The 17,670-nt window shown below is 35.3% G+C and carries 14 protein-coding genes and 1 pseudogene; 4 read left to right on the forward strand and 11 right to left on the reverse strand.

Going from position 1 to position 17,670, the window contains the following annotated elements:
- The first annotated feature begins 55 nt into the window (after positions 1-55).
- The gene (locus tag DN408_RS06905) at positions 56-3,172 is read left to right on the forward strand and encodes an efflux RND transporter permease subunit (RefSeq protein WP_078178101.1); all 3,117 of its coding nucleotides are present in this window, start codon (positions 56-58) and stop codon (positions 3,170-3,172) included.
- A gap of 25 nt (positions 3,173-3,197) precedes the next feature.
- On the opposite strand, the gene msrB is transcribed toward DN408_RS06905, so the two are convergent.
- The 7 genes and pseudogenes from msrB to lytS form a co-directional block, all read right to left on the reverse strand.
- Positions 3,198-3,650, reverse strand: coding sequence for a peptide-methionine (R)-S-oxide reductase MsrB (gene msrB / locus DN408_RS32430; protein WP_370458379.1), 453 nt, complete (start codon positions 3,648-3,650; stop codon positions 3,198-3,200).
- A 45-nt stretch (positions 3,651-3,695) separates the two neighbouring features.
- Positions 3,696-4,163: pseudogene (msrA, locus tag DN408_RS32435) on the reverse strand (peptide-methionine (S)-S-oxide reductase MsrA); the annotation flags it as partial.
- Between the two features lie 101 nt (positions 4,164-4,264).
- Positions 4,265-5,299 (reverse strand): AI-2E family transporter, encoded by a 1,035-nt coding sequence (locus DN408_RS06915; RefSeq protein ID WP_002016425.1) that lies wholly within the window; start codon positions 5,297-5,299, stop codon positions 4,265-4,267.
- A gap of 334 nt (positions 5,300-5,633) precedes the next feature.
- Positions 5,634-6,326: an antiholin-like protein LrgB gene (gene lrgB, locus DN408_RS06920; RefSeq protein ID WP_000168872.1), complete on the reverse strand. Its 693-nt coding sequence runs from the start codon at positions 6,324-6,326 to the stop codon at positions 5,634-5,636.
- A 34-nt stretch (positions 6,327-6,360) separates the two neighbouring features.
- Complete coding sequence (gene lrgA, locus DN408_RS06925; RefSeq protein ID WP_002138935.1) at positions 6,361-6,792, reverse strand: antiholin-like murein hydrolase modulator LrgA; 432 nt, start codon at positions 6,790-6,792, stop codon at positions 6,361-6,363.
- Between the two features lie 133 nt (positions 6,793-6,925).
- Positions 6,926-7,666, reverse strand: a complete 741-nt coding sequence (locus DN408_RS06930; protein WP_002130151.1) for a LytR/AlgR family response regulator transcription factor — start codon at positions 7,664-7,666, stop codon at positions 6,926-6,928.
- Complete coding sequence (gene lytS, locus DN408_RS06935; RefSeq protein ID WP_002130152.1) at positions 7,644-9,413, reverse strand: two-component system sensor histidine kinase LytS; 1,770 nt, start codon at positions 9,411-9,413, stop codon at positions 7,644-7,646. Before lytS ends, DN408_RS06930 begins: the two co-directional genes overlap by 23 nt.
- A gap of 328 nt (positions 9,414-9,741) precedes the next feature.
- On the opposite strand from lytS, the gene DN408_RS06940 reads away from it, so the two are divergent.
- Positions 9,742-11,040, forward strand: coding sequence for an MFS transporter (locus tag DN408_RS06940; RefSeq protein WP_002167291.1), 1,299 nt, complete (start codon positions 9,742-9,744; stop codon positions 11,038-11,040).
- Between the two features lie 119 nt (positions 11,041-11,159).
- Here the strand turns inward: DN408_RS06940 and DN408_RS06945 are convergent, their stop codons facing one another.
- The gene (locus DN408_RS06945; RefSeq protein ID WP_002089904.1) at positions 11,160-12,728 is read right to left on the reverse strand and encodes a BCCT family transporter; all 1,569 of its coding nucleotides are present in this window, start codon (positions 12,726-12,728) and stop codon (positions 11,160-11,162) included.
- A gap of 362 nt (positions 12,729-13,090) precedes the next feature.
- The gene (locus tag DN408_RS06950) at positions 13,091-14,161 is read right to left on the reverse strand and encodes a nitric oxide synthase oxygenase (protein ID WP_002089906.1); all 1,071 of its coding nucleotides are present in this window, start codon (positions 14,159-14,161) and stop codon (positions 13,091-13,093) included.
- A gap of 218 nt (positions 14,162-14,379) precedes the next feature.
- Here DN408_RS06950 and sodA point away from each other — a divergent pair, with 218 nt between their 5' ends.
- On the forward strand, positions 14,380-15,006 hold the full coding sequence (sodA, locus tag DN408_RS06960) for a superoxide dismutase [Mn] (protein ID WP_098632849.1): 627 nt from the start codon (positions 14,380-14,382) through the stop codon (positions 15,004-15,006).
- Between the two features lie 88 nt (positions 15,007-15,094).
- On the opposite strand, the gene DN408_RS06965 is transcribed toward sodA, so the two are convergent.
- Together DN408_RS06965 and DN408_RS06970 are read right to left on the reverse strand one after the other, a co-directional pair.
- A complete protein-coding gene (locus DN408_RS06965) occupies positions 15,095-16,039 on the reverse strand; it encodes an NAD-dependent epimerase/dehydratase family protein (protein ID WP_179957885.1) in 945 nt (314 codons plus the stop codon).
- A gap of 43 nt (positions 16,040-16,082) precedes the next feature.
- On the reverse strand, positions 16,083-16,673 hold the full coding sequence (locus tag DN408_RS06970) for an AmiS/UreI family transporter (protein WP_002068662.1): 591 nt from the start codon (positions 16,671-16,673) through the stop codon (positions 16,083-16,085).
- A 523-nt stretch (positions 16,674-17,196) separates the two neighbouring features.
- Between DN408_RS06970 and DN408_RS06975 the strand changes: the two genes are divergently transcribed.
- The gene (locus DN408_RS06975; RefSeq protein ID WP_002192217.1) at positions 17,197-17,598 is read left to right on the forward strand and encodes a hypothetical protein; all 402 of its coding nucleotides are present in this window, start codon (positions 17,197-17,199) and stop codon (positions 17,596-17,598) included.
- The last annotated feature ends 72 nt before the right edge of the window (positions 17,599-17,670 follow it).

Raw genomic sequence — 17,670 nt, forward strand, 5'->3', positions numbered from 1 at the left:
TATATTATGTATTAGACTGACCGATTGGTCAATATAATAAAAAGGGAGCGCAAACATGAACAAAATCATCAATTTCACGTTAAAAAATAAGTTCGCAGTTTGGCTACTAACCATTATTGTTACTATTGCGGGTATTTATTCTGGACTCAATATGAAGCTGGAAACAATTCCTGATATTACAACACCGATTGTAACAGTAACCACGGTTTATCCTGGTGCTACACCAGAAGAAGTAGCTGATAAAATTTCAAAACCAATGGAAGAGCAACTCCAAAATTTAAGCGGTGTAAACGTTGTTAGTTCATCATCTTATCAAAACGCATCTTCTATTCAGGTAGAATATGATTTTGATAAAAATATGGAAAAAGCCGAAACGGAAATTAAAGAATCGCTCGCAAACGTGAAACTGCCAGAAGGTGTGAAAGACCCGAAAGTCTCACGAGTAAACTTTAATGCCTTTCCTGTTATTTCATTAAGCGTAGCGAGTAAAAATGAATCTTTAGCTGCCTTAACAGAAAATGTAGAAAAAAATGTTGTTCCTGGATTAAAAGGACTTGATGGTGTCGCATCTGTTCAAATCGCAGGTCAACAAGTAGACGAAGTACAGCTTGTCTTCAAAAAAGATAAGATGAAAGAATTAGGTTTAAGTGAAGATACTGTAAAAAATATGGTTAAAGGTTCGGACGTATCGTTACCACTTGGCTTATATACATTTAAAGATACGGAAAAATCAGTTGTTGTCGATGGTAACATTACAACAATTAAAGCATTAAAAGAATTAAAAATTCCAGCTATCCCTTCATCACCGAATGGTCAAGGTAGCCAAAACGCTGGTGCTGGAAAACAAGCACCACAGATGAATCCGGCCGCTATGAATGGCATACCAACGGTTACATTAGAAGAGATTGCTGATATTAAAGAAGTTGGAAAAGCGGAATCCATTTCTCGAACGAATGGAAAAGAAGCAATCGGTATTCAAATTGTGAAGGCTGCTGATGCGAATACAGTTGATGTTGTAAATGCAGTTAAAGATAAAGTAAAAGACCTTGAGAAAAAATATAAAGACTTAGAGATTATTTCAACATTCGATCAAGGTGCGCCTATTGAAAAATCAGTCGAAACAATGCTTAGCAAAGCTATTTTCGGTGCTATCTTTGCGATTGTTATTATTATGTTGTTCCTGCGAAACATTCGAACAACACTAATCTCTGTCGTTTCTATACCACTTTCTTTATTAATTGCAGTTTTAGTAATAAAACAAATGGATATTACCCTTAACATTATGACACTTGGAGCAATGACAGTTGCTATTGGACGCGTTGTTGATGACTCAATTGTTGTTATTGAAAATATTTACCGACGTATGTCTTTATCAGAAGAGAAATTACGTGGGAAAGATTTAATTCGTGAAGCTACGAAAGAAATGTTTATCCCGATTATGTCTTCTACAATTGTAACAATCGCTGTATTCTTACCTCTTGGGCTTGTAAAGGGTATGATTGGTGAAATGTTCTTACCATTTGCTTTAACAATTGTTTTTGCCCTACTTGCTTCCTTACTTGTGGCAGTTACAATTGTGCCGATGCTAGCACATTCCTTATTTAAGAAGGAAAGCATGAGAGAAAAAGAAGTACATCATGAGGAAAAACCAAGCAAATTAGCAAACGGCTATAAACGTATACTTGAATGGGCGTTAAACCATAAAATTATTACATCAAGTATCACAGTCCTCCTATTAGTAGGCAGCCTTGCACTTGTACCAATCATCGGTGTCAGCTTCTTACCATCTGAAGAAGAAAAAATGATTATCGCAACGTACAAACCTGAGCCAGGTCAAACGTTAGACGACGTTGAAAAAATTGCAACGAAAGCTGAAAAGCATTTCCAAGATAAAAAAGACGTCAAAACGATTCAATTCTCATTAGGCGGCGAAAACCCAATGAGCCCTGGTCAAACAAATCAAGCGATGTTCTTCGTTCAATATGATAACGATACGAAAAACTTTGAAAAAGAGAAAGAACAAGTCGTTAAAGATTTACAAAAGATGTCTGGAAAAGGTGAATGGAAAAACCAAGATTTTGGAGCAGGTGGCGGTAGTAACGAAATTAAGCTATACGTTTATGGAGATAGCTCTGAAGAAATTAAGCCTGTCGTGAAAGACATTCAAAATATCATGAAGAAAAATAAAGATTTAAAAGACATAGACTCTAGTGTTGCAAAAACATATGCAGAATATACTTTAGTCGCTGATCAAGAAAAGTTAAGTAAAATGGGGCTAACTGCTGCTCAAATTGGAATGGGACTTTCTAATCAACATGACCGCCCTGTTCTTACAACAATTAAAAAAGATGATAAAGATATAAATGTATATGTAGAAACTGAAAAACAAAACTATGAAACGATCGATGACTTAACAAATCGTAAAATTACAACACCACTTGGTAATGAAGTTGCTGTTAAAGATGTTATGACTGTAAAAGAAGGTGAAACTTCTAACACAGTAACACATCGTGATGGCCGTGTTTATGCGGAAGTTAGTGCAAAACTAACATCTGATGACGTTTCAAAAGCATCTGCCGCTGTTCAAAAAGAAGTAGATAAAATGGATCTTCCTTCTGGTATAGATGTTTCTATGGGTGGTGTTACACAAGATATTCAAGAATCATTCAAACAACTTGGCTTAGCGATGTTAGCTGCGATTGCCATTGTATACTTCGTTCTTGTTGTTACATTTGGCGGTGCCCTTGCACCATTCGCAATTTTATTCTCGCTACCATTCACAATCATTGGTGCACTCGTTGCCTTATTAATCTCTGGCGAAACGTTAAGCGTATCTGCGATGATTGGGGCTCTTATGCTAATTGGTATCGTTGTAACGAACGCAATCGTGCTCATTGACCGTGTTATTCATAAAGAAAATGACGGCCTATCAACACGTGAAGCATTATTAGAAGCTGGTACAACACGCCTGCGTCCTATCTTAATGACTGCAATTGCAACAATCGGGGCTCTTATCCCGCTTGCATTAGGATTTGAAGGTAGCGGCTTAATTTCTAAAGGACTTGGCGTAACAGTAATTGGTGGATTAACAAGTTCAACGTTATTAACACTTCTTATTGTTCCAATCGTTTATGAAGCATTAAGCAAATTTAAAAAGAAAAAAGTAAAATAAAAAAATAACCTCGCTGACTGCGAGGTTATTTTTTATTCCCAAACAAGATTAGGAAATCACCATATCCTTCTTTTTCTAAATCTTCTTTTTGAATAAAGCGTAGCGCTGCCGAATTAATACAATAACGAAGGCCGTTTTGTCCTGGGCCGTCTGGAAATACATGCCCAAGATGTGAATCTCCTTCTTTACTTCTCACTTCCGTACGCGTCATATTATGGCTAACATCCATTTTTTCTTTCACACTAGCTGACATAACTGGTTTCGTAAAACTCGGCCATCCACAGCCGCTATCGAACTTATCGAAAGAAGTAAATAATGGTTCCCCCGAAACAATATCTACATAAAGCCCTTCTTCTTTATGATTCCAATACTCATTTTGAAAAGGCGGTTCTGTCCCATTTTCCTGTGTTACATAAAACTGCATCTCGTTTAATCTTTCTTTTAAATGAGCATTATTCTTTGGCCAATGTTGTTTAATAAAAGCATCTCGACCTGAGCCTTTACGATATAACTCATAGCGAAATGTATTCTTCTTATAATATCCTTGGTGATATTCTTCAGCTGGATAAAACGTAGCAGCTGGCAATATTTTTGTCGCAATTGGCTTCGAAAAATTCCCACTTTTCTCGAGCTCTTCTTTTGAAGCCTCTGCCTTTTTATGTTGTTCTTCATTATGATAAAAAATCACCGTTTCATAAGACTGTCCACGGTCGTGGAATTGTCCCCCTATATCAGTCGGGTCAATTTGTCTCCAATATATATTTAACAACTCTTCATACGGCATTTTATTTGCATCAAATGTAATTTGTACTGCTTCATAATGCCCAGTTGTTTCCGAGCACACTTCTTTATACGTTGGATCCTCTTTATGGCCACCTGTATAGCCTGAAACAACCTGTATAATCCCTTCCATCTCTTCAAATGGCGAAACCATACACCAGAAACACCCTCCGGCAAACGTAGCTAACTCTATCTTTTCATTTACAGCCATTATTTCACCCCTATTCTATCTTCTCCTTACAGTATGGCATAAGGAACGTCATGTTATAAAAGAAAAAGCATCGAACATCGATGCTTTTTCTTTACTTCACTTTATTTTTTTCCAACGTCCTTCTCCATTTCATCACTTGTCACATCTAAGACATCTAATAAGAAAATGAAGATTGGAATACCGATAATAAGTCCCCACACACCTAAGAAATGCTCAGAGAAAATTAATATCATAAATGTGTAGAAGATTGGTAAGTTTGTTTTTTGAGACATAAACTTCGGATTTAATACATAACTCTCAAGTGCATGAATTACTGTTACGATAACTACAATATAAACGACATACATAATACCGCCAATATTGTAAGCAATCATACAGAGTGGGAATAACGAGATAATAACACCCGCCACTGGAATTAAACCAAGCAAGAAAATCATTAACGCTAAACCTAGTAATTGCGGGAATCCTAATATCCATAATGCAATAACAGATAAAACACAGTTAACAATTGCAATTAAAAATTGTGCTTCGATTACTTTTCCAAATGAACGTGCAAATTTCTTTCCGAAATACTCTATTTCGTTATAGAAAATTGCAAGTCGGCTTTCTTTAAATTTTGAAGTAAAAGCAACGATACGTGCTTTTTCAAGTAAGAAAAATAAGCTTAAAATTACAGAAAGTAAAACTTGAAGGCCAAATTTCCCAACATTCGTAATAGATTTATACAAAATGTCTACGCCTTGCCCCACATATTTAGAAAGCTCCATATGATTAACAGCATTAACTGCATACTTAATTAATTCACTATCAGGTGGATTTCTTAAAAATACATTAAATTGATAAATCAATTGTGAAATTTGTATTGTTAATACCGGTAAATATTTAAATAGCGTAATGGCAATTCCTGCCACTAACATTACATATAAAAGCGCTATAATAATTTTTCGATTAATTGGCATGAAATGATCTAATTTACGAGAAATAAACTTTTGGAATCGATCCATTAAATACGTCAACATAAACGTAATTAAAATTAAATTTAACATACTTTGCATCCCATACAATATGAGAGCAAGTAATACTAATACGATTAACCTCTGAAATCCTTTGCTTTGAAACAGGTTTTTTATTTGCATAATCGACGAGTACTCTCTCCTGTCCTATAAAGTAAAACGTTAACAAGTAGATCTCTCTCTATTCTCTACTTATAATTATCCTTTAATATTAAAGCCATTGCGAGCAATTTATATTCAACCCTAACCACCCGTTAATTGTGCTATATATTATGTTACTTCTTATTTTACAATACAATGACCTATTTCAGAACGCATTATACGTAGTATTAATGAAGATTTAAGGAAACTTTTATCCTTCAATAGGTCTTACCACTACTGTAACATAAAAAGCAAGCTATCAGTAGAAATCCGTCCTACAAATAACTTGCTTTTATATTTTTTTTAGTAAGTTTTATCATCCAATAAACGGCATGAACATTGGAATAACCACCACCGTTACGACACCAACCACTGTCACAGCGATACTGGCCATAGCTGCTTCTACTTCACCCATTTCGATACCTACTGCAACCCCTAACGCATGTCCTGCTGTTCCAAGCGCTAAACCTTTAGCAATCGGGTGTTTCACTCTAAATGTTTTTAAGAATAACGCACCTAATGCGTATACGATAACAGCATTAAAAATAACTGCAAATGATGTAATTGCTGGAATACCACCGATACTTTCAGAGATTGGTAATGCAATTGCTGTTGTTGCTGCCTGCGGTAACATTGAGTTCATTACAGCTGTATCTAGACCAATTGCTTTTGCGACAATGAACACAACAACCACTGAACAAATAGATCCAACCACAATAGCCGATAAAATTTGCCACCAATATTTTTTTAACTTATCAACTTGTTTATATAATGGAATTGCAAACGCGATTGTTGCTGGTTCTAAGAAGAAGCTAATCATTTTTCCGCCAGTATTATATTCTTCAAAAGTAAAGTTACCTACTTTTAGAAAGACAATCCCTAATACCATCGCTACGAATAATGGTGTGAATAAGAAGAATCCTTTTGAATGCTTAAATAATAATGTTCCGATTCCGTATGCGATTAATGAAACGACGATTCCGAAATATGGAGTCATTGTGCTTGCCATGTTCATTCCCTCCTAACAATATATACTAAATTGGTTACGCAACTTTTCCGTGCTTGCGTCCTTTATTTACTACTTTCAATTCTTTCGTATCTTCTATTTCTTTATCGTCTTTTCCTAAAATAAATTGTGCAAATAATCCTGTTACAGCGAGTAAAATAATTGTTGCGACAACAATTACAGTTAAAATTTGTATAAAATATTGTCCCATTACACCGAGAGAATTAATAACCGAAATACCTGATGGAACGAAAAGGAATCCGATAATACCTGTTAAAGCCGTTCCGAATGATTCAACTTGTTCCAATTTAATAACTTTTAAACATAATAGGCTAAATAAAATAACTAATCCGATCACCGATGAAGGCATCGGAATTGGTAAATGCGTTGCAATAATATTAGAAACTAACATAATAGCTGAAAATATGAATGCTTGTGATAAGAAACTATATACTTTTTTCGTACTCATTTTGGCCACCTCTTTCGATTTGGTACCTTTATTGTATAAGATAAAAATAAAACTGTAAGCGTTTACATAACAGAACGTCAAATATACAAAATTAGTTACAAAAATAGGCAGACGAAATACAAAAAGCTGCTTCTTAAATACGAAGCAGCTTTTTAAGTTCTTTTGCATATGTACGGCTAACCGGGACTTTGGATCCCTCTTTCATAATTAAGTTATAAGTCGAATTAAACCACGGCTGTATCTCAGAAATATGATTAATATTAGCAACGAAACTACGATGAACACGCATAAAAATTGTTTGTGGTAATTTCTTTTCCAAAATGACAAGCGTATCATGTGTTACATATGTTTCTTTCATTGTTTTTACAGTTACTTTCCCATCTACAAGCCCTACATAAATAATATCTTCAATGTTAACAAGTACAATTGATTCCTCAATTGGTAATGCTAATTTATGCATCTCGGCCGTTACATCTACACTCTTTACATCTTGCTTTGTTTCTAACTTTATTTGCTTTTGTTTTTTATATTTCTTTAATGTCTGTACGATACGTTCTTCATCAAATGGCTTTAAAATGTAGTCTAACGCATCTACTTCAAATGCTTGCAATGCATATTGATCATAGGCAGTAGCAAACACAATTGAAGGTGGATTTTTCATTTTCTTTAATATATTTGCGATTTCAAATCCATTATCATCAGATAACTGAATATCTAGAAAAACAATATCTGGTTTGTTTTTCATTAATTCTTCTAATGCATCCTCTACACAATCCGCCTCACCAATTATCTCTACTTCTTTTGTTTTCTCTAATAAATATTTCAATTCATCCCGTGCTAACATTTCATCATCAACTACTAATACTTTTAACACTCCGTTTTTCCTCCTCTACTTTTTTCGGAATCACAAAGAGGATCTTTGTCCCTTGCTCTAATTCACTTTCAATTTGAAGCATTGTCTCTTTCCCAAATAACCCGATAAGTCGTTCATTAATATTATATAAGGCTGTTCCCGTCCCTTTCTTTGATGGAACTACCATTTTTCCTAATTGCTCTAGACGTTCACTCTCAATCCCTTGTCCATTATCCTTTACTTCAAAGTGAACCATCCCTTCTTTTTCAAACACATGTACCTCGACTTGGCACACTGGCTGCTTTTTCGGAAAAGCATGGCGCAATGCATTTTCAACTAATAGCTGAAGCACAAATGGTGGAACTAAAGTCACCTTTAGTGCCTCTTCAATGTACATCTTCACTTCATACTTATTCGGAAACCTCGCTTGCTCTAACGATAAATATGCATGTACATGATTCAACTCTTGTTCTAATGGAATAAGTAATTGTCGTGCCCCTTGCAAATTACAACGAAAATAAACGCTAAGCTGCAATAATAATTTTCTCGCTTTCTCTACATCTGTTCGGCATAAAGCTGATACTGTATTAATTGCATTAAATAAAAAATGCGGATTGATTTGTGCTTGCAACGCTTTTATTTCGGCATCTTGCAATAACTTACTTTGTAACTCAGCTTCACCTAACTCAAGCTGTGTGGAGAATATTTTCGCTAGCCCTTCCGCTAACTCTTCTTCAACACGACTTAATTGATTAGGGTTTTTAAAATAAAGTTTTAATGTTCCTATCGTATTTCCATGTGAAGTTAATGGAATAACAACTGCCGCTTGTAATGGACACCCTTCATGTTGACAATTAATAATCTCACGTGATTTTGCCTTCATTATTTTCCCTGTTTTTAATACTTCTTTTGATAAACCTGTTATTAAACTGTGTGAAGGAATATGATGATCTGATGCTAATCCAACGTGAGCTAAGATTTCCTCTGTATCTGTTAAGGATACCGCATCTGTTCCCGTAAAGCGGTGAATAATTTGTGCCACATGTTTACAAGACTCTTCTGTTAACCCTTGGCGGAAATATGGTAACGTCTTATCAGCAATTCGTAATACTTTATGCGTTTGCAAAGCTTTTGCGTTTTCTTCTTGTCGTAAAATAGCTAGTATCATCGAAAGTAAAATGAAACTGCCAAAACTATTTACAAGAATCATCGGTAGCGCAATTGTTTTTACAACACTAAGTCCATCTTCTATAATTAATAGAATCATAAGCATTTCTAAAGTAACGATAAAAACACTTAAAATCGCAGAAAATTTAGGCGTAATTACACGATTATATTTTTTGAAAATGTATCCAATATACCCCGTTATAACACCTGCTAAAATTGATGAGATTGCACAACTGAGCGCTGTCGTCCCGCCAAGCATATAACGGTGAATACCCGCAATCGATCCCACTCCAATACCGACGATAGGACCACCAAGCAATCCACTAATTCCAACACCCATAATACGTGTATTCGCAATTGTACTAGATGACGAAACACCTTGTAGCCAATTTTCTTTCATAATTGTATTCCCGGCAATTTCAATTCCTGTGTAATTGCTGACAATTGTAAACACTGAAAAAATACAAATAAGCTTAAGCTTATCTACATACCCATCTTGTCTATGAAGAAGGCGCCTGAACGTTTTAATATGAGAAAGTAAAAATCCTAAAATAACAATAAGTCCGACACGTTCAATCATCATAAGTACTAAATTTAGCATCTGTGATTCATTCCTTTTTATATTAGTTAGTTTTATTATGGGAAAATAATGAAGTGGGCGTCAAGAAGAATGCAATATCTTTTGAAATATTTTACACATAACTATCCCCTCTTTATTTGACAATCTAACAGAAGAGTGCTAAAAATAAAGTAATATAATACAGTCCTTTAACCCAACCCCGTGAGGTTGAGAAGGAAGTCGGAATATACTATACGTATGGTCTTTTTTAGGGATACGTATGCTTTTTTGGCCTTCTCATCATATCAGGTGAGAAGGCCTTTTGTTATTCTTCCATAGCGACTGTAGAAGAAAATAAGGAGGAGTAATGATGAACGTCACTACTGATGTACAATCAACAACAGAGGAAACGAAGGAGAAAAGATATAAAACATTGTTTGGTTCTGCGCTAGGATATGCAGCAGAAGGTTTAGATATGTTGCTCTTATCTTTCGTACTCGTCTACATTTTAAAAGAATTTCATTTAAGCCCTGTTGAAGGTGGAAACTTAACATTAGCTACCACAATAGGAATGCTAACCGGGTCTTATTTATTTGGATTTATTGCTGATTTATTTGGGCGTATCCGTACGATGGCCTTCACAATCTTACTATTCTCACTAGCAACAGCACTTATTTATTTTGCAACAGATTATTGGCAATTATTAATTCTTCGCTTTTTAGTTGGAATGGGGGTTGGTGGTGAATTCGGAATTGGAATGGCCATCGTAACTGAAACATGGTCTAAAGAAATGCGCGCTAAGGCGACATCCGTTGTTGCACTTGGATGGCAATTTGGCGTACTAGTCGCTTCACTCCTTCCGGCATTTATCGTCCCGCATTTTGGATGGAGAGCTGTTTTCTTATTTGGACTCATTCCCGCTCTATTAGCTGTTTACGTCCGCAAAAGTTTAAGTGAACCGAAAATATGGGAACAAAAACAACGATACAAAAAAGAATTGTTACAAAAAGAAGCTGAAGGTAATTTAACAACCACTGAAGCAGAACAACTAAAGCAAATAAAAAAGTTCCCACTTCGAAAGTTATTTGCCAATAAAAAAGTAACGATAACAACCATTGGTCTTATTATTATGTCATTTATCCAGAACTTCGGATATTATGGAATTTTCACTTGGATGCCAACTATTTTAGCAAATAAATATAATTACACGTTAGCAAAAGCGAGCGGTTGGATGTTCATCTCTACAATCGGCATGCTAATTGGAATTGCAACTTTTGGTATTCTAGCCGATAAAATTGGCCGCCGTAAAACTTTTACAATCTATTACGTCGGTGGTACTATATACTGTCTCATTTACTTCTTCTTATTCACAGACTCAACATCATTGTTATGGGGAAGTGCACTGCTTGGATTCTTTGCCAATGGCATGATGGGGGGATTCGGAGCAGTTTTAGCTGAAAACTATCCTGCTGAAGCTCGCTCGACAGCAGAGAACTTTATTTTCGGTACAGGACGTGGGTTAGCTGGATTTGGACCTGTTATTATCGGCTTACTTGCTGCAGGTGGTAATTTAATGGGAGCATTATCTCTCATCTTCATTATCTATCCAATCGGTTTAGTTACAATGCTATTATGTGTCCCAGAGACGAAAGATAAAGTATTAGAATAGATTGAAACTGTACGAAATGTTTATCCAAATACTGTCCCCTCAGGAAAAGTATTTGGATAAATAGCAAAGAGGAAGCATCTCAAATGAAATGCTTCCTCTTCTTATATAAATACAATTATTTATTTTGATTTACTAGCTTTTTGGAACAAGAAGCTAGTTTTATCTTCTTCTTTTACAATACCTTGTTTTAACGCTAATTCCCCTGCAACTTTAGGCGCTAGCCATAGCATTGGGAATAACAGAATAGATACCGGAACAGCCGTCACTACAATGAAGGATTGTAAGGCGTTAATACTTCCCTCACCCATATATAAAAGAATCGCCGCAACTGCGCCCATAATAAGCGACCAAAAAACTCGCAAACTAATTCTAGGATCTCCATCTCCAGTCACTGCCATTGAAATCGAATAAGCCATTGAATCTCCTGTTGTCACTACAAATAAAATTGTTAATAAAAGAAATGCAGGTCCAATAATATTAGATAGTGGCAGTTGCTCTGTAATTGCAATCATAGCCGCTGGCATACCAGATTCACTTAATGCGGTCGAGATAGAACCAGGATTCATTAACTCATAAAACACACCTGATCCCCCTAGTATAGTAAACCAAAACGTTGTAATAATAGGTGCAATAATTCCAATTGCAACGATGATTTCTCGGATTGTTCTTCCTCTTGAAATTCGGCTCACTAAAATTGCCATCATCGGTCCATATCCAATAAACCATCCCCAGAAAAAGATTGTCCACGATCCTAACCAAGCTGTATCACCACGATATGTGCTCATTGGAATAAATTCATTTATATAAAATCCAAACGAAGAAACAAATGAATCGATAATAAATCCACCTGGTCCAAATAGTAATACAAATACCATTAATAGAACTGCTAACCTAACATTTAAATTACTTATAATTTGAATCCCTTTATCAATTCCTGTTACCGCAGATATAGTAGAAACAGCTACTACACAAACAATAATGGCTAATTGAGTAGTAAACACATCAGGAATGTTAAACAATGCTTGTAACCCATAACTTGCTTGTAGTCCTAAAAATCCGATTGGACCAATCGTCCCTGCAGCTACCGCAATAATGGCAAATACATCGATCATTGTTCCAAGCCAACTCTTTCGCAATTTCTCTCCAAAAATAGGATATAAAAGCGTTCGAGGTTTTAACGGCATATCTTTATGATAATGCCCGTACATCATAACTACCGCACTAATTGTACCTAAAATCGTCCAAGCCAGGAAACCCCAGTGCATATAACTTTGTGCTAAAGCCGGCATTACCGCTTCTTTCGTTCCAGCAGTTATACCTTCATGTATTGGTGGCACCGTCATCAAATGGTACATCGGCTCTGCGGCTGCCCAAAAAACGCCACCTCCAGCAAGTAATGTAGACATAATAATAGCGAGCCATTTTGTCGTACTAATCTCAGGTTTTTCTAGCCCCCCAAGTTTAACTCTCCCATATTTTGAAAACGCCATACACATTGCAACAACAAATGTACCAATTAATAAAACCTGCCAAAAGGCACCAAAATATTTAATTGAAGCTGCAAAACTGCTATTAATGGCTCCCTCTACGTAACTTTTATTTAAAATAACTGCAATTACAAATAATAAAAGTGAGCCACCACTAATAAGAAATACAGGCCAATCCGTTTTTCGACTCTTCATCCTCATTTACACTTCCTCCTTCCTCAGCAATCTAAAAAAACAACTTTATTATGTTTTCTTGTTTACACCCAAAACACAATGATTATATAAGTATAATAATCCATCAATTTCCTACACACTTATGTTGTCCCTGAAAATATGCTAAATCCCTTATTTAAAAGAAAATTTCTATTCCTATTACATAAAAAAGCAAAACAAAAGACCTTATATTTCTATAAGGTCTTCGAAACAGAAATTTGATTATAACATAAGGAACTCCTTGGTTCAAAAAGTCCTTTCCAAAAATAACCGATAGTAAAGGCTTCCATTTGCTACGTAACAGTAATTAAAAAAAATTATATTTTGCAGAAAAAAAACTATACTAGCTATTATTTATGAAAGAAATTCGGCTTCAAAATTTCATTTGGATACGGTTTATGATAAATATGAGTGGTAGCTGGCGACAACGGTGGAATGAGCCACACCCAATTACCTGTTACAACCCGTCCACATGCCGCTTCCTGCTTCTCAAATTGTTGAAATTGTTGTGCAGCTGTATGGTGATCCACAATACTAACTCCTTGTTTTTTAAAAGAATGTAAAACAGCCACGTTTAATTCAATTAGCGCCTTGTCTTTCCATAACGTACCGTTTCTCGATGTATCGAGCTTCATCATCTCCGCAACAGCCGGAAGTAAATTATAGCGATCATGATCCGCTAAGTTACGAGCCCCAATCTCCGTTCCCATATACCATCCATTGAACGGGGCTGCCGTATAAGAAATACCGCCAATTTCTAAGCACATATCTGAAATCATTGGAACCCCATACCATTTTGCTCCAAGTGACGAAATCGGGTATTCTGGGTGTTCAATTGGCACTTCTTTTACTTCTTCTCTCGGAATTTCTTTATATATAGGTGCCTTCCCGTTTATAGAAAACACAAGTGGCAATACATCGAAATTCGTACCTTCTCCTTGCCAGCCAAGTTCCTGACAAAAATCTGTAAACGCAGTGGAATGAGAGTCACCAATCACTCCCATTTCTGTTTTATATCCTGCATATCGAATCAATTGGTGATTATAAATTCGTATATTATTTTCTTCACCTTGATATTGCTTAAAAATTGTAATTGTCGGTTTAACTTTCCCATCGTTCGTTGCATATTTAATATGATGAATTAATGCATTGTATACACCTTCCTCATCATTTACTTCACGTGCATCTAATATGTGCATCTTACTCCAAAATAGTCTTCCGATACATCGATTACTATTGCGCCATGCCATTCGTGATCCATGAACAAGTTCTTCAAATGTATGCTCATACGTCCCCGTCTTCTCTATCTCAACTTGAATTTCTTTTATTCTCTCTTCTATGAATTGTTCTTTATTAAGCTCTTTATAGCAAACCGTAATAAAATGACTCGCTTCCTCTATTAATTGTTTCGTTTTACTCATAAACGATCTCCTTCTATTTCAACAAAACGTTACTACTTTACAGTATAAGCAAAAAGAATAAGAGTCACAAATGAAAGTCGAAGTGTTACTTTTATTGTAATATTTTTCAGAAAATTAAAGAGATTACTATTGACTTGTATAAAAAATAGGTGTATTTTTGACTCAGGTAAATTATTTTTACCTAGACCAACTTTTTTAATAAGAAAGGAGGGAATGTTATGTCTTCATTTCAATTGCCAAAGCTTTCATATGACTATGATGAACTAGAGCCATATATCGATAGCAACACGCTTTCTATTCATCATGGAAAGCACCATGCGACATACGTAAATAACTTGAATGCCGCTTTAGAAAACTATACGGAATTACATAATAAATCTTTAGAAGAGTTACTATGTAATTTAGAAACTTTACCAAAAGAAATTGTTACAGCTGTCAGAAATAACGGTGGTGGACATTATTGTCATAGTCTTTTTTGGGAATTAATGAGCTCGCGAGGTGGCGGTGAGCCTAATGGAGACGTTGCAAAAGTAATTGATTATTATTTCAATACCTTTGACAACTTAAAAGATCAACTTTCCAAAGCAGCTATTAGTCGTTTTGGAAGTGGCTATGGATGGCTTGTTCTGGACGGTGAGGAACTTTCCGTTATGAGTACACCCAATCAAGATACACCTTTGCAAGAAGGTAAAATTCCATTACTCGTCATCGATGTATGGGAACACGCCTATTATTTAAAGTATCAAAATCGGCGTCCAGAATTTGTTACCAACTGGTGGCATACGGTGAACTGGGACCGGGTAAATGAAAAGTATTTACAAGCAATTCAATCACAAACACATTAGTCGTGCGTATAAGGTAAATTTGGTAATGTAAAATTAGTATTGTCGAAATCCTCCAGAATCCCCCGGATTGCCACCGGGGGATTTATGATTATTTCATTGTATTTATGTAATAACGTAAAACTTTTTCCGTCTCTAATTTCAACTCTCGGAACGGGAACCCTAATTCACGAGCCTTTCCATTATGTAACGTACAATTAATCACTCCATTATAAGGAGCAATATTATCTCCTACTTCTTGAATGAGCGCTTTTATCCCGGTATTCTCTTCTATGAAACGAATAACTTCTCTGGTAGAAATCACCCCGTTACTACAAGCATTAATTGGCCCTTCTATGTTTTCCATCCCGCACCAAGCTAAAAACTGTCCTGCTTCCTTTTCATGTATAAATGACAACTCTCCATCTACATGATCCACAACGATAGACTCTTGTTTCACAACATGTTCAACGTAAAATTGTAATCTTTTCGTATAATCGTTTTCTCCAATAACAACGGGAAATCTTACCGCAACGACTGGGAATGTTGCATGTTGAAATAAAACTGCTTCAGCTAATCGCTTGCCTTCACTATAATTGAAATCATTCCTACCTCCATACGTAATTGTATACTCGTACGGATTGAAGTTTTCTTCTAATAGGCCTAACGCAGGCTCATAGACAGCCATTGAAGATGTCATAATGTATTTCTTCGTTTTTCCTTTTAGCACTTCACATATTATCTTCGCTGCATTCGAGCTATAGCATAAATTATCGTATACGATATCATAACTTTTATCTTCAAAATGCTCTTCTAGTATCCTCTCATCTTCTCTATCTACAATCAGTCTTTTTACTGCACTTCCAAAGGAATCTTCAGTAACTCCCCTCGTCGCAATCGTTACATCATGTCCAGCTTGCAACAGTACTTCTACTAAATGTTTACCAAAAAATCTTGTTCCCCCTAGCACCAATACTTTTTTCACCTTCATCATCCCCGTTTTTACAAATTGTAAAATACTACCTCTATTATTATAAACGCTAAAATAAAAAAACATGGAATCAGTTTAACGATTCCATGTTTTTTCTACACACGATACATTAACGTACTCGATATTTAAAAATACAATAGCAGCAATATAAAATAGAAATTACTGATACATAAACCCATAGTTCATATATGAATCCCTCGCCCCATACTCCCATAAAATAAAAGAGTGAAGGCAACGTCAATGTTACCCATGATTGTACAAAGGCAATTCTGCCAAGATATTGATTGATATTCTTTTTTTGTGCATTTAATACAAAGAATAAATACCAAAGTAATGCCCACATAAACCATGTTAACGCATTAACAACATCGTGGAATTGAACAAATGAAACAATCATATAAAATAAAGCAATAATTGCTACCCAAATACAGAACCAGCCTAGTCCACTACTATCCATTCCTTTAATAAAAGTAACGCCTACATATAAATAAGTTAAACCAAATAAAAAAGTAGCCGCATATGAATATACCGTCCAATTACTTTGATCAGAAATCATAATCAAATAGAACGGAATGATAATTTGTAATGCCCCCACAAATAAATTAAAGACACCTGCACTTTTCATCTCTACTTTGCCTAATATGACAAGACTATTTAAAAATAAAGCTGCACCTGAAAGTAATAATCCTACGTAACCCATATATATTCGTGTGAAAATCTTTCCCTTTCACACTTTTAACCTCCCCACAATATAAAGTGATGCTTTATCCCGCATTAACGAGCAGTAAAACTCCCACCTCAAAATTCAGCTAGAGCAAAGAAGTTAAGTGGGAGATCAACTGCCCGTAAAGCCCGATTGGTGAAGGCTAATAATCAGTGGGGATGAACAACCCCCACCCACTGATTAAAGTTTCACTTTATTATTTTTCTTCCTATTTAAAACTACATACATAATTTTTAACCTAAATAAGTTAGACTTCCTACCTTAAAAAATAACAAATTTAAAACGCTTTCAATAATAAATAACCCTATCAAAACATGAAATAGGATTCCTTGATTATAAACGTACTCTAACAATGATACAAGTGTTGGAATACTTTTCAATACTACGTTTTGAATTTCTATAAAAAATTAGTAGAATGATACATTTTCCCTATCTCATTCTATTAATTATTTGCATAGAATATCGTACACTCATATTAATTTAGAAAGGTTTGATATTTATGCCTCTTCATTATCCAAATCATTTTGTTTTTCACTCCACAGGTGTATTAACAAGAGAGCCTGCAACTGTTTCAGCAGTAGTAAACATTGTAAATTTAGATGCATATTACACACACCATGTAACTATAGAGGTTTGGGATTGGTCTAACTATTCTAATCCTGTAAAATTACCTGTACTAATTGGTGAAAATACGGAAGTAGCATTCCCATATATTTTACAAGGCAACCACTTAGCAGTTTTTTATGCTGATTTAGATGACTCTATTGATTTGTATGAAATTCGTATTTCTTATCCTGGCCACTCCAATATTGTTGCAAATTGTTTTGGGCGAAGTATCCCGCCATATACAAGCCAAGAAGGTAATACAGTATACCATAAACAACTCGTTCGAATTCATTAAATCTCCCCTATTATGTGAAAGGGGCTGGTCAGTAATACATTTATCTTTATAAGATAATCGTATTACTGACCT

Source organism: Bacillus sp. AR13-1 (assembly GCF_008042285.1).
GTDB lineage: Bacteria > Bacillota > Bacilli > Bacillales > Bacillaceae_G > Bacillus_A > Bacillus_A mycoides.